Annotated in this window: 20 protein-coding genes; 11 read left to right on the forward strand and 9 right to left on the reverse strand. The window is 60.6% G+C overall.

The window, feature by feature from the left end:
- The first annotated feature begins 35 nt into the window (after positions 1-35).
- The 5 genes from parE to DJ564_RS03565 all read left to right on the forward strand — a co-directional run bounded on the left by parE (position 36) and on the right by DJ564_RS03565 (position 6615).
- Positions 36-1940 (forward strand): DNA topoisomerase IV subunit B, encoded by a 1905-nt coding sequence (parE, locus tag DJ564_RS03545; RefSeq protein WP_109627682.1) that lies wholly within the window; start codon positions 36-38, stop codon positions 1938-1940.
- The gene (locus DJ564_RS03550) at positions 1940-2929 is read left to right on the forward strand and encodes an esterase-like activity of phytase family protein (RefSeq protein ID WP_109627683.1); all 990 of its coding nucleotides are present in this window, start codon (positions 1940-1942) and stop codon (positions 2927-2929) included. Before parE ends, DJ564_RS03550 begins: the two co-directional genes overlap by 1 nt.
- Positions 2926-3450, forward strand: a complete 525-nt coding sequence (locus tag DJ564_RS03555) for a TIGR02281 family clan AA aspartic protease (protein WP_109627684.1) — start codon at positions 2926-2928, stop codon at positions 3448-3450. The genes DJ564_RS03550 and DJ564_RS03555 overlap by 4 nt, the downstream gene beginning before the upstream one ends.
- Before the next feature lie 7 nt (positions 3451-3457).
- Complete coding sequence (parC, locus tag DJ564_RS03560) at positions 3458-5725, forward strand: DNA topoisomerase IV subunit A (protein ID WP_109627685.1); 2268 nt, start codon at positions 3458-3460, stop codon at positions 5723-5725.
- A 176-nt stretch (positions 5726-5901) separates the two neighbouring features.
- Complete coding sequence (locus DJ564_RS03565) at positions 5902-6615, forward strand: membrane integrity-associated transporter subunit PqiC (RefSeq protein ID WP_109627686.1); 714 nt, start codon at positions 5902-5904, stop codon at positions 6613-6615.
- A gap of 183 nt (positions 6616-6798) precedes the next feature.
- Here the strand turns inward: DJ564_RS03565 and DJ564_RS03570 are convergent, their stop codons facing one another.
- Positions 6799-8331, reverse strand: coding sequence for an AhpA/YtjB family protein (locus DJ564_RS03570; protein WP_109627687.1), 1533 nt, complete (start codon positions 8329-8331; stop codon positions 6799-6801).
- A gap of 135 nt (positions 8332-8466) precedes the next feature.
- On the opposite strand from DJ564_RS03570, the gene serB reads away from it, so the two are divergent.
- The gene (gene serB, locus DJ564_RS03575; RefSeq protein ID WP_054053330.1) at positions 8467-9681 is read left to right on the forward strand and encodes a phosphoserine phosphatase SerB; all 1215 of its coding nucleotides are present in this window, start codon (positions 8467-8469) and stop codon (positions 9679-9681) included.
- Positions 9682-9806: 125 nt separating this feature from the next.
- On the opposite strand, the gene DJ564_RS03580 is transcribed toward serB, so the two are convergent.
- Complete coding sequence (locus tag DJ564_RS03580) at positions 9807-11582, reverse strand: molecular chaperone (RefSeq protein WP_109627688.1); 1776 nt, start codon at positions 11580-11582, stop codon at positions 9807-9809.
- 197 nt (positions 11583-11779) lie between these two features.
- Here DJ564_RS03580 and DJ564_RS03585 point away from each other — a divergent pair, with 197 nt between their 5' ends.
- The gene (locus tag DJ564_RS03585) at positions 11780-12181 is read left to right on the forward strand and encodes a lectin OAA (RefSeq protein ID WP_094469425.1); all 402 of its coding nucleotides are present in this window, start codon (positions 11780-11782) and stop codon (positions 12179-12181) included.
- A 56-nt stretch (positions 12182-12237) separates the two neighbouring features.
- Here DJ564_RS03585 and asd read toward each other — a convergent pair whose 3' ends face one another.
- The 3 genes from asd to DJ564_RS03600 are packed head-to-tail and all read right to left on the reverse strand — an operon-like array spanning position 12238 to position 15513.
- Positions 12238-13098: an archaetidylserine decarboxylase gene (gene asd, locus DJ564_RS03590; RefSeq protein WP_109627689.1), complete on the reverse strand. Its 861-nt coding sequence runs from the start codon at positions 13096-13098 to the stop codon at positions 12238-12240.
- 18 nt (positions 13099-13116) lie between these two features.
- Entirely contained in the window at positions 13117-13932 is an 816-nt protein-coding gene (locus tag DJ564_RS03595) for a rhodanese-like domain-containing protein (RefSeq protein WP_109627690.1), read from the reverse strand.
- A gap of 42 nt (positions 13933-13974) precedes the next feature.
- Positions 13975-15513: an HDOD domain-containing protein gene (locus DJ564_RS03600; RefSeq protein WP_109627691.1), complete on the reverse strand. Its 1539-nt coding sequence runs from the start codon at positions 15511-15513 to the stop codon at positions 13975-13977.
- 166 nt (positions 15514-15679) lie between these two features.
- On the opposite strand from DJ564_RS03600, the gene motA reads away from it, so the two are divergent.
- The 3 genes from motA to DJ564_RS03615 all read left to right on the forward strand — a co-directional run bounded on the left by motA (position 15680) and on the right by DJ564_RS03615 (position 18627).
- On the forward strand, positions 15680-16531 hold the full coding sequence (motA, locus tag DJ564_RS03605) for a flagellar motor stator protein MotA (RefSeq protein ID WP_109627692.1): 852 nt from the start codon (positions 15680-15682) through the stop codon (positions 16529-16531).
- 3 nt (positions 16532-16534) lie between these two features.
- Entirely contained in the window at positions 16535-17563 is a 1029-nt protein-coding gene (gene motB, locus DJ564_RS03610; protein ID WP_109627693.1) for a flagellar motor protein MotB, read from the forward strand.
- Positions 17564-18357: 794 nt separating this feature from the next.
- Positions 18358-18627 carry a hypothetical protein gene (locus DJ564_RS03615; protein ID WP_109627694.1) on the forward strand — a complete coding sequence of 90 codons (270 nt, stop codon included), beginning with the start codon at positions 18358-18360 and terminating at the stop codon, positions 18625-18627.
- 42 nt (positions 18628-18669) lie between these two features.
- On the opposite strand, the gene DJ564_RS03620 is transcribed toward DJ564_RS03615, so the two are convergent.
- The 4 genes from DJ564_RS03620 to rsgA all read right to left on the reverse strand — a co-directional run bounded on the left by DJ564_RS03620 (position 18670) and on the right by rsgA (position 21768).
- The gene (locus DJ564_RS03620) at positions 18670-19155 is read right to left on the reverse strand and encodes a toll/interleukin-1 receptor domain-containing protein (protein WP_109627695.1); all 486 of its coding nucleotides are present in this window, start codon (positions 19153-19155) and stop codon (positions 18670-18672) included.
- On the reverse strand, positions 19155-20114 hold the full coding sequence (locus DJ564_RS03625; RefSeq protein ID WP_010464207.1) for a caspase family protein: 960 nt from the start codon (positions 20112-20114) through the stop codon (positions 19155-19157). Before DJ564_RS03625 ends, DJ564_RS03620 begins: the two co-directional genes overlap by 1 nt.
- 3 nt (positions 20115-20117) lie before the next feature.
- Positions 20118-20525, reverse strand: coding sequence for a TIR domain-containing protein (locus DJ564_RS03630; protein ID WP_109627696.1), 408 nt, complete (start codon positions 20523-20525; stop codon positions 20118-20120).
- A 211-nt stretch (positions 20526-20736) separates the two neighbouring features.
- Complete coding sequence (rsgA, locus tag DJ564_RS03635) at positions 20737-21768, reverse strand: small ribosomal subunit biogenesis GTPase RsgA (protein WP_010464204.1); 1032 nt, start codon at positions 21766-21768, stop codon at positions 20737-20739.
- A gap of 107 nt (positions 21769-21875) precedes the next feature.
- Here rsgA and orn point away from each other — a divergent pair, with 107 nt between their 5' ends.
- The gene (gene orn / locus DJ564_RS03640; protein ID WP_056746367.1) at positions 21876-22418 is read left to right on the forward strand and encodes an oligoribonuclease; all 543 of its coding nucleotides are present in this window, start codon (positions 21876-21878) and stop codon (positions 22416-22418) included.
- Positions 22419-22593: the final 175 nt, after the last annotated feature.

A 22593-nucleotide genomic window follows, 5' to 3' on the forward strand; every position in this document is an offset into this window, starting at 1 on the left:
AGAACACTTTTTATACAGGCGGACGACGAGACCCCATGGCCACTCCCAGCGCTAGCTCTTATAACGCAGACGCCATCGAAGTCCTCTCGGGCCTCGACCCGGTGCGTAAACGCCCCGGCATGTACACCGACACCAGTCGGCCGAACCACCTCGCCCAGGAAGTCATCGACAACAGCGTCGACGAAGCCTTGGCCGGGCACGCGACGTCGGTGCAGGTCATCCTGCACGCCGATCACTCCTTGGAAGTCAGCGATGACGGCCGTGGCATGCCGGTGGACATTCACCCGGAAGAGGGTGTGTCGGGCGTCGAGCTGATCCTCACCAAGCTTCATGCGGGTGGCAAGTTTTCCAACAAGAACTACCAGTTCTCCGGCGGTCTGCACGGGGTGGGTATTTCGGTGGTCAACGCCTTGTCGACCGAAGTCCGGGTGCGCGTAAAGCGTGACGGCAACGAATACCAGATGACGTTCGGTGACGGTTACAAGAAAACCGACCTGGAAGTGATCGGCACAGTTGGCAAGCGCAACACCGGCACCAGCGTGTTCTTCGCGCCGGACCCGAAATACTTCGATTCGCCGAAATTCTCCATCAGCCGCCTCAAGCACGTGCTCAAGGCCAAGGCCGTTCTGTGCCCGGGGCTGCTGGTCAGTTTTGAAGACAAGGCCACCGGCGAGAAAGTCGAATGGCATTACGAAGATGGCCTGCGCTCCTACCTGGTGGACGCGGTCAGCGAATTCGAACGCCTGCCGGACGAGCCGTTCTGCGGCAGCCTGGCCGGTAACAAGGAAGCGGTCGACTGGGCGCTGCTGTGGTTGCCGGAAGGTGGTGACAGCGTGCAGGAAAGCTACGTCAACCTGATCCCGACGGCCCAGGGCGGTACTCACGTCAACGGCTTGCGCCAGGGCTTGCTCGACGCCATGCGCGAATTCTGCGAATTCCGCAGCCTGCTGCCTCGCGGCGTGAAGCTGGCGCCGGAAGACGTCTGGGAACGCATCGCCTTTGTCCTGTCGATGAAAATGCAGGAGCCGCAGTTCTCCGGCCAGACCAAAGAGCGTCTGTCGTCCCGCGAAGCAGCGGCCTTCGTGTCCGGCGTGGTCAAGGACGCGTTCAGCCTGTGGCTCAACGCTCACCCGGAAACCGGCATGCTGCTGGCGGAACTGGCGATCAACAACGCCGGTCGTCGCCTGAAGGCCAGCAAGAAGGTCGAGCGCAAACGCATCACCGCCGGGCCGGCATTGCCGGGCAAACTCGCCGACTGCGCCGGGCAAGACCCGATGCGTTCCGAGCTGTTCCTGGTGGAAGGTGATTCCGCCGGCGGTTCTGCCAAACAAGCACGGGACAAAGAATTCCAGGCAATCCTGCCGTTGCGCGGCAAGATCCTGAACACCTGGGAAGTCGACGGCAGCGAAGTGCTGGCCAGCCAGGAAGTGCACAACATCGCCGTGGCCATCGGTGTCGATCCGGGCGCGGCGGACATGAGCCAGCTGCGCTACGGAAAAATCTGCATCCTCGCCGACGCCGACTCCGACGGTCTGCACATCGCCACCTTGCTCTGCGCTTTGTTCGTCCAGCATTTCCGTCCGCTGGTGGATGCCGGTCACGTCTACGTCGCGATGCCGCCGCTGTACCGCATCGACCTGGGCAAAGAGATTTACTACGCCCTGGACGAAGCCGAGCGCGATGGCATTCTCGATCGCCTGGTGGCCGAGAAGAAACGCGGTAAGCCGCAGGTCACCCGATTCAAAGGCCTGGGTGAAATGAACCCGCCGCAGCTGCGCGAAACCACCATGGACCCGAACACTCGGCGTCTGGTGCAGTTGACGCTGGACGATTTCGAAGCAACCTCGGAAATGATGGACATGCTGCTGGCGAAGAAACGCGCCGGTGACCGCAAATCCTGGCTGGAATCCAAAGGCAACCTCGCCGAGGTCCTTGGCTGATGCGGGTTGGCTTTGCCCTGGCGTGTGCGTTACTCCTGACCTCCGTTTCGGCGCTTGCCGAACCGGCACCGGAGTTGCGCCTGTTGTCCGAGCATCCCGTCGACGGCATGCGCGGCGGCAACCTGTCGGGGCTGGCCCAGTGCGGCAAGGACCTGTGGACGATCTCCGATCGCGATGATGATCAGATCTACCGCCTCGATACCCGCGACACGGTCTGGCAGGCCGAAACCGTGGGCATCGGCGTTCCTCCGGTGCCGGACAGCGGTTTGCCCTGGGGCTTGCGCTCCCGGGCCTGGGTCGCGGCGTTTGTACGGGGCGGCGACCTGGACTTTGAAGGCATCACCTGCGACAGCGCCGGTAATCGCTACATCGTCAGCGAGTCCCATGCAGCGGTCCTGCAAGTGCCGCCTGTTGGGCCTTCGTCCTGGCTGAAAATCTCGCCCATGCTGGTTCGCGAAGCGCGGGCCAGCGGCATGCTGTTGCAATTCAATGGACTCTTTGAGGGCCTGGCAATCAATCCGGCGGGCGATCAAATGTGGCTCGCCGCCGAGCGCCAAAGCCGTGGCTTGCTGCTGATCAAGCGCAAACAGACGGTGTGGGATTGCGACGGTGGCTGCGTGCTGCTGAGCGAGGCGGGGAAAGAAATGCAGCCGGCACAGTTTCCACGGGCCAAAGCCGTTACTCGGGACTTCGCCGATGTATCGCTGTTCAACGGCAAGCTGTTTACCCTTGAGCGCAACGCTTACCAGATCTGCCGCCGCGACCCGGTGACGGCCAAGGTCGAGCGCTGCTGGTCGTTTGCCGATGAAGCCTTGCAGGAACACCGGCGCTATCAAAATCCGTTTGGCCTGACTGAAGCGTTGATTGTCGATGCCGAGGGTGCCTGGGTCGGCACCGACAACAACAACGATGCACGCGCCGATGGCGAGGTTCGCCCGGTGGTCTGGCGCTTCGCCGCGCCTGAAGGTGGCTGGAGTGCCAAGCCGTGAGCCAGCAAACGCCGGGAAAGCGCGCCGGACGGGTGTTCATGGTGCTGGCCTGGTGCGCGGCGCTGTTTCTGGCGACACGGTTTTTCGGGCAGTGGGAAGATCGGCAGCAAAATCCCAATGTGGTCGTCAGCTCGGAACAGGGCGACGGTTTTATTGAAGTGAAACTGGCCAGCAACACCCAGGGGCACTTCGTCGCCAGCGGCCAGATCAACGGCCAGCCGGTGGATTTCATGCTCGATACCGGGGCAACCGATGTGGCCATCCCGGCGGACATGGCCGAACGGCTGAAACTGGAAAAAGGCTTCGGGGTGACCCTGAGCACCGCCAACGGTCGCACCGAGGGTTATCGAACCCGCGTCGACCGGCTGCAACTGGGCGACATTGTGCTGCGTGATGTGCGCGCCATCGTCGTGCCAGGCCTGGATGGCAAGCAAGTGCTGCTCGGTATGAGCGCGCTGAACAAACTTGAATTTACCCAGCGCGGTGGCACCATGCTGCTGCGCCAGACAACGAACCGATGAGGCCCGCATGAGCGACTCCCTTGATCTCAGCCTGGACGGTGTAGAACGCCGGTCATTGGCTGACTTCACCGAAAATGCCTACCTCAACTACTCCATGTACGTGATCATGGACCGTGCCTTGCCGCATATCGGCGACGGCCTGAAACCGGTACAGCGGCGCATCATCTATGCGATGAGCGAGTTGGGGCTGGACGCCGATTCCAAGCACAAGAAATCGGCGCGTACCGTCGGTGACGTGCTCGGTAAGTTCCACCCGCACGGCGACTCGGCGTGCTACGAAGCCATGGTCCTGATGGCCCAGCCGTTCAGCTACCGCTACACGCTGGTCGACGGCCAGGGTAACTGGGGTGCGCCGGACGATCCCAAGTCCTTCGCCGCCATGCGTTACACCGAAGCGCGGCTGTCGCGTTATTCCGAGGTGCTGCTCAGCGAACTGGGGCAGGGCACCGCGGACTGGGGCCCGAACTTCGACGGCACCCTCGACGAACCGCTCGTGTTACCTGCACGTTTGCCGAACATCCTGCTCAACGGCACCACCGGCATCGCCGTGGGCATGGCTACCGACGTACCGCCGCACAACCTGCGCGAAGTCGCGACGGCGTGTGTGCGTTTGCTGGATGAACCGAAAGCCACGGTCGAACAGCTCTGCGAACACATCCAGGGCCCGGATTACCCGACCGAAGCGGAAATCATCACCCCCCGCGCCGATCTGCTGAAAATGTACGAAACCGGCAAGGGTTCGGTGCGCATGCGTGCCGTGTACCACATCGAAGACGGCGACATCATCGTCACCGCGCTGCCGCATCAGGTGTCCGGTGCCAAGGTGCTGGAACAGATCGCCGCGATGATGCAGGCCAAACCGTCCAAGGCTCCGCAGATCGCTGACCTGCGCGACGAGTCCGACCACGAGAACCCGTGCAGGATCGTGATCATTCCGGGCGCGCGGAAGAACTTCGACCACGATGCGCTGATGCAGCACCTGTTCGCCAGCACCGAGCTGGAGTCGAGCTACCGGGTCAACATCAACATCATTGGTCTTGACGGCAAGCCCCAGCTGAAAAACCTGCGTGCGCTGCTGGTCGAGTGGCTGGAATTCCGGGTTCAGACCGTACGTCGTCGTCTGCAATTTCGCCTCGACAAGGTCGAGCGTCGCTTGCACCTGTTGGACGGTTTGTTGATTGCCTACCTCAACCTGGATGAAGTGATCCACATCATCCGCACCGAGGAGCACCCGAAAGCCGCGCTGATCGAGCGTTTCGCCCTGAGCGAAATCCAGGCCGACTACATCCTCGACACCCGTTTGCGTCAGTTGGCGCGACTGGAAGAAATGAAGCTGCGCACCGAGCAGGATGAACTGCTCAAGGAACAAGCCAAGCTGCAAGCCCTGCTGGGCAGCGAAGCCAAGCTGAAAAAACTGGTGCGCACCGAGCTGATCAAGGACGCCGAGACCTATGGCGACGACCGTCGCTCGCCAATCGTCGAGCGCACCGAAGCCAAGGCCTTGACCGAGCACGATCTGCTGCCGAACGAGAAAGTCACCGTCGTGCTGTCGGAAAAAGGTTGGGTCCGTTCCGCCAAAGGCCACGAGATCGACGCCACCGGGCTTTCCTACAAGGCCGGGGACGGATTCAAGGCGCTGGCGCCGGGTCGTTCAAACCAGTTTGCGGTGTTTATCGACTCCACCGGTCGCAGTTATTCGGTGGCCGCGCACACGTTGCCATCGGCCCGTGGCCAGGGCGAGCCGTTGACCGGCCGTCTTACGCCGCCGCCAGGGGCGACTTTTGAATGCGTGCTGATGCCGGAAGACGATTCGCTGTACGTGATCGCCTCCGACGCCGGTTACGGCTTCGTGGTCAAGGGTGAAGACCTGCAAGCCAAGAACAAGGCCGGCAAGGCGCTGTTGAGCTTGCCGAACAACTCGAAGGTCATCCTTCCGCGTCCGGTAACGGATCGCGAGAATAACTGGCTGGCCTCGGTGACCACCGAAGGTCGCCTGCTGATCTTCAAGATCAGTGATCTGCCACAATTAGGTAAGGGCAAAGGCAACAAGATCATCGGGATCAACGGTGAGCGTGTGGCCAGTCGCGAAGAATATGTCACGGACATCGCCGTACTGCCGGATGGCGCCACCTTGGTGCTTCAGGCCGGAAAACGTACGTTGTCGCTGAAAGCGGACGACCTCGAACACTACAAAGGTGAGCGTGGGCGTCGTGGTAACAAACTGCCACGCGGCTTCCAGCGGGTCGATGCGCTGCTCGTCGAAAACCTCAATTAAGCGTCCTAGAGCGCTCGATCTACGATTTAACGCGTAGATCGACGCTTTGGCGCTGGAGTCGGAACGCATATTCACGGATGATATGGCCTTTCAAGCGCCGGCGTGGCCGAGCGTTCTTCATATTTATTGAGTATTTTCACTGTGGTGAGCCTTGTGGCAACCACCTGGATGGGACGATGACTGCTCTGCGCCTTCCTTTTATTTTGATGCTCGCCGGCGTTCTTGGCCTGGCGGGTTGCAGCGTTCACCAACCGGTGTCGCTGTATCAGCTGGACAGCGGAAGTCCGGCTCAGCCTGCGCAAAGTGCGGGTATGGCGGTTTTGCTGGGCCCGGTAACGGTTGCGGATTACCTGCAGCGCGAAACCCTGTTGCAGCGCCAGCCCGATGGCAGCCTTCAAGCATCGACGGACGGTCGTTGGGCGGGGAGCCTGTCTTCCGACATCGATCAGCTGTTGCTGCGTCAGGTAGCGGGCCATCTGGACAGCCAGCGCGTGGTGCTGGCACCGGCAACATTGGGCTTCACACCGGATGTTCAGGTGCTGCTGACGATTACTCGCCTGGACTCGGGCGAATCGCAGCCGGCGATCCTCGATGCGCAATGGCGTCTGATCGATCGTCGTGGTCAAGTTCGCGATAACCGCATCATTCACCTGCAGGAACAGCATGCAGGCGGCACGGCCGCACAGGTTCAGGCTCAGGGCGTTTTGCTCCAGCGTCTGGCCGAGCAGTTGTCGGTGGCGCTCAAGCCGCTGGCTAATCAGCCGCCGATTGCAGAAGCGCCGAAGAAGCCTGCTCCGAAGCCTGTTGCACCCGCGGCCGAGCAAGAGAAGCAGCCGAAAATCCCGATGGCTTCGCCGATCCGGACCGATATGGAAGTGTTCAGGTTCTAAGCCTGGATTGATTCAACACAAAGCCCGCCGTGATGCGGGTTTTGTTGTTTCTGGAGGTTGGAGATCTCTGGTGCTGCTGATGGCCTCTTCGCGGGCTTGCCCGCGAAGAGGCCGGAACAGCAACAAAAAAGCCCGCAGACGAGTGATCATCTGCGGGCTTCTCTTTACATCAAGGGCTAAGGCTTACGCCCGACGCTCATGCATCCGCGCCAGTTGCCGCTCCAGCATCGACGGATAAGGCTCCATCAACCGCTCCACACAACACGCGCCCTCAGGACTCGCAATCGGGCGAATCCGTGCACGCTGACGGATCAGCGCGTCGTCACTGATCTTGCGCTCCACCAGCAGCAGGTTGCGGCTGTGTTGCGAAAGGGCTAAGGCATCCTGAGCGGCTTCGGTCAGCAGCAGGTCGATCTGGCTCAGACCGAACAACTCGTCGCCCAGCGTCAGGCCCAGCTGCAATTGCAGAGTGATGCCGCTGTCCGCGACTTCGATCTGCAACTGATGGCCCAAGGCTCGCAGCAACTCACCGCAGCAGATCGCGTTAGTCAGGTAATCGTCGCCGCTGTCTTCGGTGTGGAACAGCATCAGCGTGCTGCCATCGTTCAGGGTGTGCAGTTCGCTCTGATAGAGCGAAGCCGCCTGATCGAGGCAATCGCGATAGCGTTTCAGCAATTCTTCCAGGCGGGTGCGAGGCAGGCGACGCAGCTGATCCTGAGCGCCCAGTTGCACGGCCAGGACGGCGCTGTGTTGTGGCACGCTCGAGATCACCGGTTTTGCGACCGGTTTAGGCGCAACGTCGGCCGATTCATCGCGCAAGTCGGCAAACGCATCATCGTCATCGTCGTCTTCAACGGTGCTGACACTGCGCCGCGGTGCAGGCTTGAGGCCGGCCACTGGCTTGCTTTCATCGAAACTCGGATCCCGCAGGTTGCGCACTTCGAAGGTCGGCTCGTTGTCGTCGGCGTCTTCGTAGTCGCTTTCGTCGTATTCCGGCTCCGGCACAGGTTCCGGTTCGGCCGGCTCCGGCGCGAAGTTGGCGTGCAGCTGACGGGCCAGGTCGCCGATCTCGTCCTGGCGCTCGGTGGCCGGGGTGTATTCGTCGATATTGCGCAGCCACACCCGCAGTTGCAGCAGCGGCGTGGAGATGTGCCGACCCAGGCGCAGGCTCAAGGCCAGGGACAGGGCTAGCAGGATTGCACTCAAAATGCCCATGCTTTGCAGGCTGATGGTCATCGGCTGCTGGAACTGATCCATGTCCAGACTGATGCGCAGTTGCCCGGCGGTCACGTCCTGGAAGGTGATCTTGCTCTGGTACATGCCCTCGGCTTCGCCCAACAGACTGTGCTTGGGGCGTTGACCGGCTTCGGCGAGGATGCGGTTATCCACGCTGTAGATGGCGGCATGGGCCACCAGCTTGTTTTTGGTCAGGTTGTTGAGCAACACGTTGAGGCTGAGGATGTCGTTGGACACCAACAGCTCCGTGGCGGAGGTGGCGGTCTGCGTGGTCAGGCTTTCGCCCAGCGCATCGGCCTGCTCGTGCATGGCCTGCTTGAACTGCAAACCCATCACACAGGCGTAGATCACCAGGGCCAGAGCGACCAGGATCACGTTATGGCTGGCGATGCGCAATGCAATCGGTACACGGCGGTGGCGCAGTGCACGGAAGATCAGCAGAAAGAAGTTATCGGTTTTTACTGGCGTGGGCCGGTTCACTTGAGCTCGGCTCTTTTGTCCGTGAAGTTGACGCGCAGTATAGCGACAGGCCCTAGACCGGCAAAGCGCTCACGGTGCCCGATGGTCACTGAAAGTGGGTAGAATGCGGTTTTTTTCCACTTGCGGGGGTGCGCCTTGCGCGAAATCGTCCTGATAAACATCACGGGAGTCGACCGACCGGGTCTGACTGCGGCCATTACCGGCGTTCTGGCCCAGGGTGGTGTGAACATTCTCGACATCGGTCAGGCGGTGATCCACGACACCTTGTCGTTCGGCATCCTGGTTGAAATTCCTGATACCGAGCAAGGCAAGTCGGTGCTCAAGGACATCCTGTTCAAGGGTTACGAGCTCGATCAACAAGTGCGGTTCACCCCGGTTTCCGAAGAGGATTACCAGCAGTGGGTGGGCAACCAAGGCAAAAAGCGCCACATCGTGACGCTATTGACCCGCAAAGTGACCGCCGGGCAATTGCAGGCCGTGAGCTCCATTACCGCAAAATATGGCCTGAACATCGATCACATCGATCGTTTGTCCGGGCGCATGCCATTGGACACCCCGGCCGACAAGGGCAAGGGCTGCATCGAGTTTTCCGTGCGCGGCGAAGCGGCTGATCCGCAAGCGTTGCGGGCCGAATTCCTCAGCGTCGCCCAGGAACTGAACGTCGACATCGCCTTCCAGGAAGATTCGCTGTTCCGCCGTAACCGTCGCTTGGCGGTATTCGACATGGACTCGACGCTGATCGAAGCCGAAGTGATCGACGAACTGGCCAAGGCGGCCGGCGTGGGCGATCAGGTGTCGGAAATCACCGAGCGAGCAATGGCTGGGGAACTGGATTTTCGCGCGAGCTTCAAGGAACGCCTGGCCTTGCTCAAGGGGCTGGACGTCAGCGTGCTGGACTCGATCGGTGCTTCGTTGCGTCTGACTGAGGGCGCTGAAACCCTGTTCGCCGAGCTCAAGCGCCTGGGCTACAAGACCGCGATCCTGTCGGGCGGCTTCACCTACTTCGCCAAGCAATTGCAGGCCAAACTGGGTATCGATTACGTGTTTGCCAACGAACTGGAAGTGGTCGACGGCAAGGTCACTGGCGTGGCGGTCGAGCCGATTGTCGATGCGCAACGCAAGGCGGATCTGCTGAAGGAATTGGCGCACAAGGAAGGTTTGCGCCTGGAGCAGACCATTGCGGTCGGTGACGGTGCCAACGATTTGCCGATGCTGGCGATTGCCGGGTTGGGCGTGGCGTTCCGGGCCAAACCGTTGGTGAAGCAATCGGCGAAGCAGGCGATTTCCACCCTCGGGCTGGATGGCGTGCTGTATCTGCTGGGCTTTCGGGATCGTGACGGGCAGCTCTGAAGCCTGACTGGGCCCTTGTGGCGAGGGAGCTTGCTCCCGCTGGGCTGCGAAGCGGCCCCAAAAAAAGGACTGCTACGCAGTCCATACGGGAGCAAGCTCCCTCGCCACAGTTATTGGATTCATCCTCAAAGCGACTTCCACAACGAATCAAAATCCTCCTCAACGCCGCTTCCCGCGGTGTTGTCGTTTCTGCTCTCCAGCGAGCGATAAGCAAATTGATTGAAACTGTTGGTGCTCGCCACCCGCCGATCCAGCCCGGCGCGGCGTTCCTGGCCGTTGGTGTTGATCAGCACTTTGTTGCCTTCCTGAAAGGGCAGGCGCGGGGCGAGCAACGTAGCGGGCAGGTCGATGGCGCTGATTTCCGGCAGCAACAGGCCGCGCAAATACTGACTGTGGTCGTCCCGCGTTCGCACCAGTTGCAGCCCGCAAGGCTCCGCGTACGGCGCGACCTGTTCGATACCCATTTGCGTACCGCCGCCTCTTACCTGACGAATCCAGCGCACCACCGCAATACTCCAGCCCAGATTGACAGAATCCTGGATGCCGACCATCTCGCCCGCCTGCAACTCGGCGGGCACCGTGTTGGGCCACGCCAGGCAATAACCGCCGGGGCTGTGATTGATGACCGGCAACGCGTACGTCGGAAAATGCCGATTGCTATCAGCCGCCTCTTGGCTGTCGTCGTTCTGAAGGTGCGGGTATTCAATTTCTTCGTAGGGCAGCAAGGCATCGGCCGTGCCGTGAGGCGCCGCGTCGAATGCCTGACTCCATTGATCGCTTGCCCGTCCCGCCGGGGACGAGGAGGAGAACTTCGCGAGCCGGGTGCCAGGGTTTTTCAGAATATCGCTGAACGAACGTTCCCCACCCAAATAGAAGTGCAGCGCGCTCATGCCCACGCACAGGGTCAAGGTGCCGTGGCCGACGGTGCGTTGAAAACTGCGCTCGGCCGCCTGGCCCCAGGCGGCATGCAGGTGTTGCAGCGTATCCAGGCTGAGCCCGGACGGCACGGGCAGCGGGGGTGTGCCGACAGTGCCTTGCAAATGCGCTTCGATGGCGGCGACCAGTGGCTGCGGATCAATCCCCAGCAAACAGTCCTGCTGCTCGGCCCTGAACTTCGAACGATAGCGCGGACCGGTATCGAGGTCCGGCGCGACGGCAAACAATCCATCTGCGGGTTGGCCGGGTTGCAACTTGATCCATCGGCTCCAGGGTTCCAGTACCTCGGCGAGCCGGGCGATCTGGTTCTGGCGCAATTGATTGCAGCGGGCGGCGCCCAGCAGCAGGGCGGTCACGTACGTCTGTTCGATGCTGAGGGTTTGCGTCTGGTTGGCCAGTTCATCGCGCAGGCTCAAGTGCTGGAGTTTGTGCGCGCAGGCGATCCGATACAGCTGATGCAGCTCCAGCCACAGGCCTTCCGGCACCGGGCAATACAGCTGGGTCGAGCGAATCAGCGGGCCGTTGAGGCAATGGATCGCCCGCTGCAGCGCTAGAGCCAGCAGCGATGCTCGATCCTTGCTGAAGCGCGGGGTGATGCGTACGACGATCTGTTTGTAGCCAATCGCCAAGTGACTTTGCAGGGCCTGGCAGAGGTTGGCGATCTTGCGCGAACGCTCGTCGAGCACAATCGCCTGATGCAGGAAATGCCGTTCCAGGTGTTTGCAGACGTAATACACCTCGGGTCGCAGCAGTTCGAGCAGTTGCAGGCGATTGTCGCTGGGGGTGAGCAGTTGGTTGAGTTCGCTCAAGCCCTGGTAGAGCAGGCGGGCGGTTTCGCCGATGTTGGCTTTGGGCAGGTTGGCGATCCAGCGCTTGAGGTCGCGTGGCGTCGGCTCACAGAATGTCAGGCGCAGCTGCGTCGGGATCGGCGCACGTAGCAGCAGGTGAGGACTGGTCTCATTCATGCCGTGGAAAACTCCAGCCGGGAAATGGGCAGTGAATGACCTGACTGTAGCACCTACGGATGTCGACCGTTTGTCTGTCAGCCTCGTCCCGCTCGTGCGTACTACTAATCTGACACACGTGCGACTGGATACGCACGGTCGTACGGCCTGCTGCCTGTGCAGGGCAGGTCTCTTGTAACTTCAAGGAGATGAGGTTCATGTCTAGATACGTAGTGGCAAATCAATGGGGCGGTAGTTCGGCACCCTGGCATCCGGGCGGAGACTGGACGTTAGGTGCGCGGGACAACCAGAACGTGGTCGCGATCGAGATCAAATCGGGCGATGGCGGGAAGAGCTTCACCGGCACCATGACTTACGCGGGTGAAGGTCCCATTGGCTTCAAGGCTCAGCGCACGGGCCAGAACCAGTACAACGTGGAAAATCAGTGGGGCGGCAACGACGCTCCATGGCATCCGGGTGGCAAGTGGGTCATCGGCGGCCGTGATAATCAGAACGTTGTCGCGTTGAGCGTCACCTCCAATGATGGAGGGAAAAACCTCAGTGGCACCAATACCTACGCCAACGAAGGGCCGATCGGCTTTCGTGGGCAGATAGAGTAACGGCGCTACCGAAATGTCCGCCCCACGAAGACGTTCGACGGGGCGGATTAGCCAGATCAGGCGTTTGGCAGGCCCAGCGCCTGGCCCATTTGCACCGGCGACAGTGCACCGAGGCCTTCAGCCCATTTCACCTGGTCCGGCCCGAACAGCACGACAGCGGTCGAACCCAGCTTGAAGCGACCCAGTTCCGCACCTTTTTCCAGATGGATCGGCGCGCGGGCGGCTTCGTCGTAACGGAAGGTTTTCAGCTCGCGTTTCGGCGGCGTCACCAGCCCGGCCCACACGGTTTCGATCGACGCCACGATCATCGCGCCCACCAGCACCACGGCCATCGGCCCGCGCTCGGTGTCGAAAATGCACGCCACACGCTCGTTGCGAGCGAACAGTTCCGGCACGTTTTCGGCGGTGGTCTGGTTGACCGAGAAAATCCGGCCCGGGATGTAGACCATCTCGCGCAGGGTGCCGGCCAGCGGCATGTGTACGCGGTGGTAGTCTTTCGGCGACAGGTAAATCGTCGCGAAGTCGCCGCCCATGAACGGTGCGGCGTTGGCCGCGTCACCGCCCAGCAATTCCAGGACGCTGAAGCTGTGGCCCTTGGCCTGGAACACGCGACCGTGTTCGATCGGGCCGAGCTGGCTGACTGCGCCGTCGGCCGGGCTGAGGATCGCGCCCGGGGTTTCATCGAGCGGGCGAGCGCCTTCTTTCAATGCGCGGGTGAAGAACGCGTTGAAGTGCTCGTAAGCCGTCAGGTCTTCGACCAGCGCCTGGGACATGTCCACCTGATAGCGCTTGGCGAACCAGGCGGTAAAGGCGTTCTTGAACCAGCGCACGCGGCATTCGGCAATGCAGCCGGCCAGTCGCGAGAGCAAGTGATGAGGCAGCAGGTATTGGCTGAGGATAAACAGACGCTTATTCATTAACTGTCCTTAAAAACCTTAAATCTCTACGGGCGTGTCGGGGTGGTTGCCCCATTCGCCCCAGGAACCGGCGTAGCCTTTGACCCGCGGATAACCGAGGGATTTGGCCACCAGATAAGTGAAGCCAGAGCGATGGTGAGTCTGGCAGTGGGTAATGATTTCTTTGTCTTGGGTGATACCGAGTTGTTCGAGGATCTGCGGCATGTCCGTGCGGATGCGCAGGTTGCGCGCCTGATCCATGCCGGCCGTCCATTCGAAATTCACCGCGCCGGGAATGTGCCCGGCCTTGGCTGCCAGGACTTTCTCACCGGAGTATTCCAGCGGGCCACGCGCGTCCCAGATCGCCAGGTCAGCGGCGCCGAGACGGCTTTGCAGGTATTCGCGGGTGGCGGTCGGTTCGTCGTGCAGGGTCAACGCAACCGGGCCGCCAACGGGCGCCGGGATCTGGATCGACATGGGCATGCCTTCAGCCAGCCAGGACGTCAGGCCACCGTCGATGTAGTGGTATTTTTTATGGCCGATGACATCCAGCAGCCAGATGAAACGCCCGGCCCAGCCGCCGCCTTCGTCGTCATACACCACATAGACCGCATCGGGGTTGTGGCCCAACTCGCCGAACAACGTTTCGAGTGCCGCTTGCGGCGGCATCAGCCCTGGCGCAGGCGCCTGACCGAGTTGCGTACGCTTGGGGTCGACAAAGCGTGCACCGGGAATATGCCCTTCGGCATAGCGGGCGCTGCTGGTCAGGTCCACCAGAATCAGTTCGCGGGACTCAAGGCGAGGGAGCAAGTCGCTCGGCTCGATGACCAGCGCCAAGCCAGAGAAGTCAGACATGTGAGGTCTCCAGAGCACAAAGGGGAGGATTGTAGCGCAGCCTTATTGGCCGCGCTGGCTAAAGCTGTGGAGTGCCTTTTCAATGCACTGCGCGGTTTTGCCAAAGGCTTGCACGGTAATTTCCGAAAAGGGCCCGCCGCCCTGATCCGCTACAACAACCATGATCACCCGACCATTATTGACCAGTGAGCGCAGCAGCAAGTGTTCACCACGAAACTGCGCGCGCAGGCTGGCAGGTAACAAGGCCGAGAACTGGGCGTTGTTGGCCGGGGTCAGTCGCACCTGGGCCTGTTGCGAGAGCAACCGTTGCAGCACAGTGCTTTGACTGACCACCAGGTTCAACCCCGCCGCTTCCTTCGCCAGTCCGGCGGTTTGATGCGCTCGCAAATTGGCGTGGGTGCGGTCGGCCATCAAAATCATCACTCGCCGCATGCCGCAGGCGACCAGCGCGTCCCGGGCCGAGGTGGTCAAGTGCATCGCATTGGTGAAGCGGCTCGGCTCGACCAGCAGTTCGGCACATTGTTTGCGCCACGCTGTCAGGTCTTCGGTGGTTGGCGCCGGAGCGGGCAGCAACCCGGCGTGAATGCGGTTCATGCCCGATGGCCAGATCAGCGAGACGGCGGGGTGCCAGATGTCCGGCATTGCATGTTGGCGTGCGCTGTTGGCAGCCTGTTGGTGCAATTGCTGCTGCACGTCACTCATCGGCATTTGCAGGTAAAGGCTGGTCAGGTATTGCCAGCGCTCACTGTGCGGACTGTCCCAGGCCTGTTGCGCCGACAGTGCCAGCCCGTTGGCCAGCAGCACGGTATTGGCGGGCTGATTGAGCCAGCGACGCAGGGTCGGATCGTCATCGAGGCGGTTTTGCTGGCGCAGAGGGTGCTCGCTGTCGCGGGCAATGCGCAGGACTTTCACCAGTTCGCGCTGCTCGTTGAGCAGCAGTCGATAACCTTGCTGCACCCAGATCGGCAGGCGCCAGACATCCACCAGCGCCTGGCAGATGTCCAGCAGGCGAACGCCGAACAGATCCTTTTCGACTTTGCGCGCTGACTCGCCTTTATGAATGACCCGCAGCTCCCACTCTTCGAGCAATTGCGGATGAGTCAACGCCATCGGCCACAGCGGCGAGAGAAACAACAGGCTGCCCCAATGGATGTCCTGCCAGAGCCGCGCCAGGCGACCGGCGAAAAAGCCGTTGGCCTGTTGGGTTGCATGCTGGCTGATCAGCTGCAGCTGACGCAGCGCCACGGGTATCTGTGATTGGGGTTCGGCAGGCAGCCGGGCGAGCAATTCTTCGGTGCGTTTCAACCCGAGGCGATTGATCGCCACCTCAAGGTTTTCCGCCGGTTCGGTCATGCTGCCATGGGTATGGCGGTTGGCTTCGCGAATCACACTCAAGGCCAGGGCCGGGCTGTCCTGCAACAATTCGGCGATGTTGCGAAGCGAGCTGCGGTTATCGGCGAGGGCCTTGCAGACACGGTCATGACTGTCTTGCGGAACCGGCAGGCGCACGCCATCGAGAAGCTTTACCCAGCCTTCAAGCGTGGTCGGTTTTGGGGTTGTGAGGTTCGTTTCGTTAGCCATGGTTGGACGTGATCATCGTCTGCATTACCTATGCCCAGAGAGGGCTAAATTAGCTTTTCGCTTGAACTGGCTATAGTCTGGCGCAGTTTTGCCGATAAGTAGAAGAAGAGATTTTTTAACTTCCGAATATGACCTTGAACCCGACTCAGTAAGTGCTCTCCTACCTATGGCTAAAATAATCGGCATCATCGTCGTATTCGCGAGCGTGCTCGGCGGATACGTGCTCTCCCACGGCAAGATTGCCGCCCTGATTCAACCTTTCGAGGTGATGATTATCGGTGGTGCGGCCCTCGGTGCATTCCTGCAGGCCAACCCAGGTCACATGTTCAAACTCGTTCTCAAGAAAGCCCTGGGAATGTTCAGTTCGCGGTTCAACCACACGTTCTATCTGGAAGTGCTGGGCCTGATCTACGAGATCCTCAACAAGAGCCGCCGCGAAGGCATGATGGCGATCGAAGGCGACATCGAAGACGCCGCCGCGAGCCCGATCTTCGCCAAGTACCCGGCGGTCCTGAAAGATGAGCGCATGACCGCGTACATCTGCGATTACCTGCGCATCATGTCCTCCGGCAACATGGCTCCCCACGAGCTCGAAGGCCTGTTCGACATGGAGCTGACCAGCCTCAAGGAAGATCTGGATCATCCTTCCCATGCGGTAAACGGCATCGCCGACGCCATGCCCGGTTTCGGTATCGTCGCGGCCGTATTGGGTATCGTGGTGACCATGGCCTCCCTGGGTGAAAGCGACCAGAAAATGATCGGCCTGCACGTGGGTGCCGCACTGGTGGGTACCTTCTTCGGTATTCTCGCCGCCTACGGTTTCTTTGGCCCGCTGGCCCATGCCCTGGCCCACGATGCCAAGGAAGAGCTGAACGTCTACGAAGCCATCAAGGCCTCGCTGGTGGCTTCGGCTTCCGGCATGCCGCCATCGCTGGCGGTGGAATTCGGCCGCAAGGTTCTGTACCCGGCGCACCGTCCTAGCTTCGCTGAGCTGGAACAAGCGGTTCGCGGTCGCTAAGTCATGGAAAATAACCAGCCGATAATCATCAAGCGCGTAAAAAAATACGCGGCCGGGCATCACGGGGGCTCCTGGAAAATCGCCTTCGCTGACTTCGCGACGGCGATGATGGCGTTCTTCCTGGTGCTGTGGCTGCTGTCCACCGCCACGCCGGAACAGAAGATTGCCATCGCCGGTTATTTCAAGGACCCGGTCGGCTTCACCGAAAGTGGCACACCGTACATCATCGATCTGGGTGGTTCCCCGACCCTGGCGCCGGAGAGCACCCTCAACCCAGAGGTGAAGTCTCAGCCGCAGCCCGACCGTGTCACCGTCGACACCGAGCAGGTCGAAGGCATGGCCGAACAGGTCGAGAAAGAACGCCTGGAACTGTTGCTGCAAGAGTTGCAGAACAAGGTCGATGAAAACCCGCAGCTGCAGAAATTCAAGGACCAGATCCTGTTCGAGATCACTCAGGACGGCTTGCGCATCCAGATCATGGACGCGGAAAACCGGCCGATGTTCGATTCCGGCAGTGCACGCCTGAAACCGTATTTCGAAGATATCCTGCTGGCCATGGCCGACACCATCAAAGCGGTGCCGAACAAGATCAGCATCAGCGGCCATACCGATGCCAAACCGTACTCGGGCACCGGCGATTTCGGCAACTGGGAACTCTCGGCCAACCGTGCCAACGCCGCCCGCCGCGCGCTGGTCGCCGGCAGCTATCCGGATCAGCAAGTGGCGCGGGTGGTCGGTTACGCCTCGTCGGCGCTGTTCGACCGCGATAACCCGTTCAACCCGGTCAACCGCCGGATCGACATCGTGGTGCTGACCAAAAAAGCCCAGCGCGCCATCGAAGGTTCGCAAGGCGCTGAACCGGCACCTGCGCCAACGCAAGGGCAGGGCGGTCCGGGCGAAGTGCCGGCCACGCCGGTTGATCCGAATGCATTGCCGGCGGATAAACAACCGCTGCCGGCCCATGAGCTTCGCGAGCGATTGAACATCTTCGAAGACCCGGCACCGAAACCGGTGGAACCGGCGAAGCAGTGACCTACGACAATTAAGCCGACAGAGATGTCGGCTTTTTTGTGCGGCTTTCACAGGTTTGGACGTCACTGCATTTTTAGCGTGGGCATGGTCCCTGTGGGAGCGAGCCTGCTCGCGAAGGCTTTGTGTCAGGCGACGGGGGGAAGGCGGTGTACATATCCATTTCTGCGGTAACGGCCGCCTATGGTTTCGCTCTTACAGCGAGTCACTTGGAAAAGCCCCAAGTAACCAAGGGCTCTTGCCCCTGACGTTCGGTGCCTCGCTATGGCTCGGCATGCCCTCGCTCCGGTCCTGCTCCGTGGGCCCGCCGCCATCGGCCATCCATGGCCGGGGGCGGCTAACCCGGCATCCATGCCGGGTTGCCCACTGCGCAGAACCTCCACTCGGCCTCTCGAGGGGGCGTGCAACGCAACAGCATCCCGAGGCGGCCTAATAGCCGACCTGACTGTCTGGGGGTGTTCCCCTGTCGGAACCGGTTTGCTGGTGAGATTAGAAGTTGTAGGAACGGTCTGAAATTTTGTGGCGGGGTTCTCAGACTTGCAGGCATCTGCCTATAGTTTCGCTGTCGCCGACAAATCGGTGATCGACTTTAGCCGGTCGTATCAGATGATGCACAAGCGCCCGTATAATCGCGGCGTTTTTGCTGCCTGGCATCTATGTCTATGGTGGCTGTGCGTGGGACACCTCAGGGTGTGCCGGGTTCATCTGTCCGGTCGGCTAACCCGCGCACAGCTACCGCCCCAATTCGTTTAGCCGCGAAAGGGTGGGAGTTTCACCTATCAGATGAGATTCAAGTCATGTCCAAATATCACCCGCTCCAAGGCAATTTCAGCGTCGGCCCGACGCTGTTCATCGACACCGAAGCCAAAGTTTCCGACCTTCTTGAAACCGCTACTCACCGAATCAAAGCCGCCCGTAACCTGCTCAACAGCGTCGTGTGCCTGTGTATAAAAGACGCCGAAGGTCACGACCTGGAGCATTTCGCCAATGCTGCGCACATGTTGATTCAAGACGGCTGTGACGCCTTGGATGCCTTAGGCTGTAAGCTGGAAAAAGCCGTACTCTGAAGAACAGAAAGCCGCGAGATGATCGCGGCTTTTTTGTGCCTGTCAGAAGCCGCGACGAATGCGGTTCTTGAGCTGGTCGTGAAATAGGTCGGCATCACTCTTGTAGGTGCCGCGAACGGATTCGCTGAAGGACTCCATTCCTATTGAACGTTTGGACATGGACTCTTTGCGGTAGGCATCGATGAAAAAGTTGAGGTCGACATCGTTGCTCAGTTTCGGCCATTTATCGAGGTACAGCGGCAGCGCGCTGGCCCCGATCTTGTAGGAGCAGATCCGTCGATCACTGATGGTCGCTTCACCGATTTCGAACGGCACCCACCAGGACATGGCAGTCTCCTGCGAGACCACCGCCAGCAAGTGCGTGCATTCGGTAATGTTGCGGGTGATGACGGCGGTAATGTCGTCGGTCTGCTGGGATTCTGTGTCCAGCACATCGAGATAGGTCTTGATATTCGCCAGTTTCAGGCGCGCATTGATGGCCATCGCCTGGACGCGGTCGGTGTGGCGGTAACTAATAAATACAGGCATCAGAAATGTCCCTTGATCGCGAGTTCGCGGTAATAGGCGCCGAGGGCCGTGAGGCGGCAGCCGGTGGAATGGATGGCGGCGTAGTACATGTGCTCGGCGTCCACCGGTTCGATCAGGCTGTGGCGATTGCACTTTTGCAGCTGGGCGAAGACTTCGCCGTGGTCCGGGTCGAACGATGTTTCGGTGGGTTCGTAGCTGGGGTCGAGCGCAAAGACATGGCTGGGCTCCGGGAACCAGTCCTTGAGTTTGCGCAGGGTCTCTTCGGCGATCAGGGGCGTGACCTCGCGCAAGGGGACAAATTGCGAGACGTTGGTCTTGAACACCGGCCGTTGTTCCCAAGCGCCCAACGCATTGTCGACGAACGAATACACGCTGCCGGGGGTGACCTTGCCTAATACGTTGGCGGCCCCGCCATGCAGCGCTTGCAGCAGCAGATCGGTAAACACGCCGTGGCCGCGACCTTCGAGTGCAACCTGATCTTTTTTGCAGGCGGTGAGAATGGTCATGCCTTCGCCGATCACGCTGCTGCCGCCGCGTAACCCGCGCATCGCGGCGGCTGCGCCGGCCTGGCAGCAGTCGAGGATGATGATTTTGTTCTTGATGTGTGGGGCGTTGTCCGCCCAACTCAATATGTCGCTGATGCGAATGCCGTCGCCACCCGGTGCAAAGTCCTGAGGGATCAGCAGCCCCTCGTCGATGCTGGTATCGAACTGGCCGTGGCCGGCGAAATACAGCAGCGCCACGTCACAATCGCCGGAAAACAGGCTTTGGATGTGCTGCTTCATCGCCGTCAGCGAAAGGTCATCTTCGGCTGAGGTCAGCACCTTGCTGCTGAAGTTCGGCCGCCCGTTGGCGTGACGCTCCAGCACCGAGGCCATGGCCATCGCGTCGTTGTTGCATCCGCTCAATGGGGAAACGTGGGCGTAATGGTTGATCCCGATGAACAATCCCTTGCGCATGGTTCAACCCGCCGCGTGAGTGCGAATGGCACTGATGATGCTGTTGGTGTTCCACGCACATTCGGCGTGCGCCGCATTACGCACCACCGTGGAAATCCGCTCTGCCCCAAACGGTTTGACCGCAATGATCACCTTGTTCATCCGTTTGGCGATCTCGATTTCCTTGTTGATCCACTTGCTGTAGGTGGAATACATCCCCGCCATGATCAGCACCGCCGAGCAGGGGCGGATCTTGTTTTCGATGGCTTCTTCCAGTTGTTTGTCGGTCTGGGCGCCGATGATCGGGTTATGCGGCGGTACGGAGAAATTCTTGAAGGTGAACGTTGGGTGCGCTGTCAGTAGCTTTACCAGATTGTCGTGGGCATCGGAGTAGTTCCACGAATGGCTGATGAACAAATGATAGGTTTGCATGGATATCCCTCGGTATCGCCGGAGTGCGAAGAGGGCTTGAATGTATGCACTTGGATGGCCGCAACAAGGGCTGCGCGGTTAAAGAGACGGGTCCTTCAAACAGGCGCGAAAATGCCCTACAGATCAGTCTGACGTTTAATCGGCGGGGGATTTGCAGGAAGCAACGAACAACCCGCCGCCCCGTCTGCATCGGAGCGGCTGGAGTGTCTGTTTAGTAGCTGGTTTCGGGCAGGCTGGCGATGATCGAGCGGTAGCTGTTCATCCGTTGCTGCTGCACGCGGCCCTCTTCCAGCGCCTTGAGCAATGCACAACCCGGTTCGCGGTCGTGTTTACAGTCGCGGAAGCGGCAGGTGCCAATCAGGTCGTTGAACTCGATGAAACCGGCTTCGACGTCGGCGCGGCTGACGTGGCCAAGGCCGAATTCGCGGATACCCGGGGAGTCGATCAACTCACCGCCACCGGGGAAGTGGAACAACCGCGCGGTCGTGGTGGTGTGGGTGCCCTGGCCGGACAGCTCGGACAACGGACCGACCCGCGCTTCGACTTCCGGCAGCAGGCTGTTGACCAGCGAGGACTTGCCGACGCCGGACTGGCCGACAAAGACGCTGATGCGTCCGTCCAATTGTTTTTGAAGTTGCTCCATGCCGTTGCCGTGGTGCGCCGAGACTTCCAGCACCGGGTAACCCAGCGTGCGGTAAACCGCCAGCAAGGCATTCAGGGCGGGGGCGTTCTGCTCGTCGATCAGGTCGAACTTGTTGAGCAGCAGCAGTGGACGAATCCCTGCGTGCTCGGCGGCGACCAGATAACGGTCGATCAGGTTCGCGTGAGGCTCGGGCAGCGGGGCGAAGACGATGACAATCATGTCGACGTTGGCCGCGACAGGCTTGAGCTGGCCACGGCTGTCCGGACGGCAGAGTTCGGTTTTACGCGGCAGTTGCGCCACGATCACACCGATGCCCTGGTTGCCGGCACGCCAGACGACCTGATCGCCGGTCACCAGCGCAGGCAGGTTGGCGCGCAAGTGACAACGGAACACTTCGCCGGCCAGCTCGCCTTCAAGGGCTTCGACTTCGACCTGCACACCGAAGTGCGCGATCACCAGGCCGGTCTGTTCCGGACCCAGGTCGCCGCCCTCAAGTGCCTCGACAGCCGAGGACTCGCGTTTGGCGGCGCGGGCAGCGCGTTCGCCTTGGATCTTTTCGATGCGCCAGTTTTGACGACGATTGAGTTGGCGTTTGGCCATGGGTGTTCCGTATCAAGAATGCAGCGATTAGGTAAAACGGCCGCGAGTTTAGCACGCCCGGGCGCCGCCCTAGGCTAAACTGCGCAGCATTGCCTAGGAGCCGACACATGCAAAACCCGCAGAATCTGATCTGGATCGACCTGGAAATGACCGGTCTGAACCCGGATACCGACGTCATCATCGAGATGGCCACTATCGTCACCGACAGTGACCTGAACACTTTGGCCGAAGGGCCGGTGATCGCCATTCACCACAGCGACGAGATCCTCGCCGGCATGGACGAGTGGAACACCCGTCAACACGGCGGCTCGGGCCTGACCCAGCGAGTTCGCGACAGCCGTATCAGCATGGCTGAAGCGGAAGCCGAGACCATCGCCTTCCTGGAACAATGGGTGCCGAAGGGCAAGTCGCCGATCTGTGGCAACAGCATCTGCCAGGACCGTCGCTTCCTTTATACCCACATGAAATCCCTGGAGAGCTTCTTCCACTACCGCAACCTCGACGTGTCGACGCTCAAAGAGCTGGCCGCACGCTGGGCGCCGGACGTGCGCGACAGCTTCAAAAAAGGCAGCACCCACTTGGCGCTGGACGACATCCGCGAATCCATCGCCGAGCTGCAGCACTACCGCAAGCATTTCATCAAGTTCTGATGGGGCCAGGCCTTTGTGGCGAGGGAGCTTGCTCCCGCTCGGCTGCGAAGCAGTCGTAAAACCTGCAAATGCGGTGTGACTGGAAGAATGCCGGGGAGCGCTTCGCGCTCCAACGGGAGCAAGCTCCCTCGCCACAGGTTGCGTGTAATGCGTTCTTGCCCTCTTTTGGTGCCGC

The sequence above is a fragment of the Pseudomonas sp. 31-12 genome (genome assembly GCF_003151075.1).
Lineage (GTDB): Bacteria > Pseudomonadota > Gammaproteobacteria > Pseudomonadales > Pseudomonadaceae > Aquipseudomonas.

Excerpts from the sequence above, each read along its gene's own strand:
- motB (WP_109627693.1), top strand. The coding sequence starts at position 16,535 with ATGGAAAATAACCAGCCGATAATCATCAAGCGCGTAAAAAAATACGCG.
- orn (WP_056746367.1), top strand. The coding sequence starts at position 21,876 with ATGCAAAACCCGCAGAATCTGATCTGGATCGACCTGGAAATGACCGGT.
- parC (WP_109627685.1), top strand. The coding sequence starts at position 3,458 with ATGAGCGACTCCCTTGATCTCAGCCTGGACGGTGTAGAACGCCGGTCA.
- DJ564_RS03600 (WP_109627691.1), bottom strand. The coding sequence starts at position 15,513 with ATGGCTAACGAAACGAACCTCACAACCCCAAAACCGACCACGCTTGAA.
- parE (WP_109627682.1), top strand. The coding sequence starts at position 36 with ATGGCCACTCCCAGCGCTAGCTCTTATAACGCAGACGCCATCGAAGTC.
- DJ564_RS03615 (WP_109627694.1), top strand. The coding sequence starts at position 18,358 with ATGTCCAAATATCACCCGCTCCAAGGCAATTTCAGCGTCGGCCCGACG.
- DJ564_RS03625 (WP_010464207.1), bottom strand. The coding sequence starts at position 20,114 with ATGCGCAAGGGATTGTTCATCGGGATCAACCATTACGCCCACGTTTCC.
- DJ564_RS03580 (WP_109627688.1), bottom strand. The coding sequence starts at position 11,582 with ATGAATGAGACCAGTCCTCACCTGCTGCTACGTGCGCCGATCCCGACG.
- DJ564_RS03550 (WP_109627683.1), top strand. The coding sequence starts at position 1,940 with ATGCGGGTTGGCTTTGCCCTGGCGTGTGCGTTACTCCTGACCTCCGTT.
- DJ564_RS03585 (WP_094469425.1), top strand. The coding sequence starts at position 11,780 with ATGTCTAGATACGTAGTGGCAAATCAATGGGGCGGTAGTTCGGCACCC.
- rsgA (WP_010464204.1), bottom strand. The coding sequence starts at position 21,768 with ATGGCCAAACGCCAACTCAATCGTCGTCAAAACTGGCGCATCGAAAAG.
- DJ564_RS03620 (WP_109627695.1), bottom strand. The coding sequence starts at position 19,155 with ATGCCTGTATTTATTAGTTACCGCCACACCGACCGCGTCCAGGCGATG.
- DJ564_RS03630 (WP_109627696.1), bottom strand. The coding sequence starts at position 20,525 with ATGCAAACCTATCATTTGTTCATCAGCCATTCGTGGAACTACTCCGAT.
- asd (WP_109627689.1), bottom strand. The coding sequence starts at position 13,098 with ATGAATAAGCGTCTGTTTATCCTCAGCCAATACCTGCTGCCTCATCAC.
- DJ564_RS03595 (WP_109627690.1), bottom strand. The coding sequence starts at position 13,932 with ATGTCTGACTTCTCTGGCTTGGCGCTGGTCATCGAGCCGAGCGACTTG.
- motA (WP_109627692.1), top strand. The coding sequence starts at position 15,680 with ATGGCTAAAATAATCGGCATCATCGTCGTATTCGCGAGCGTGCTCGGC.
- DJ564_RS03565 (WP_109627686.1), top strand. The coding sequence starts at position 5,902 with ATGACTGCTCTGCGCCTTCCTTTTATTTTGATGCTCGCCGGCGTTCTT.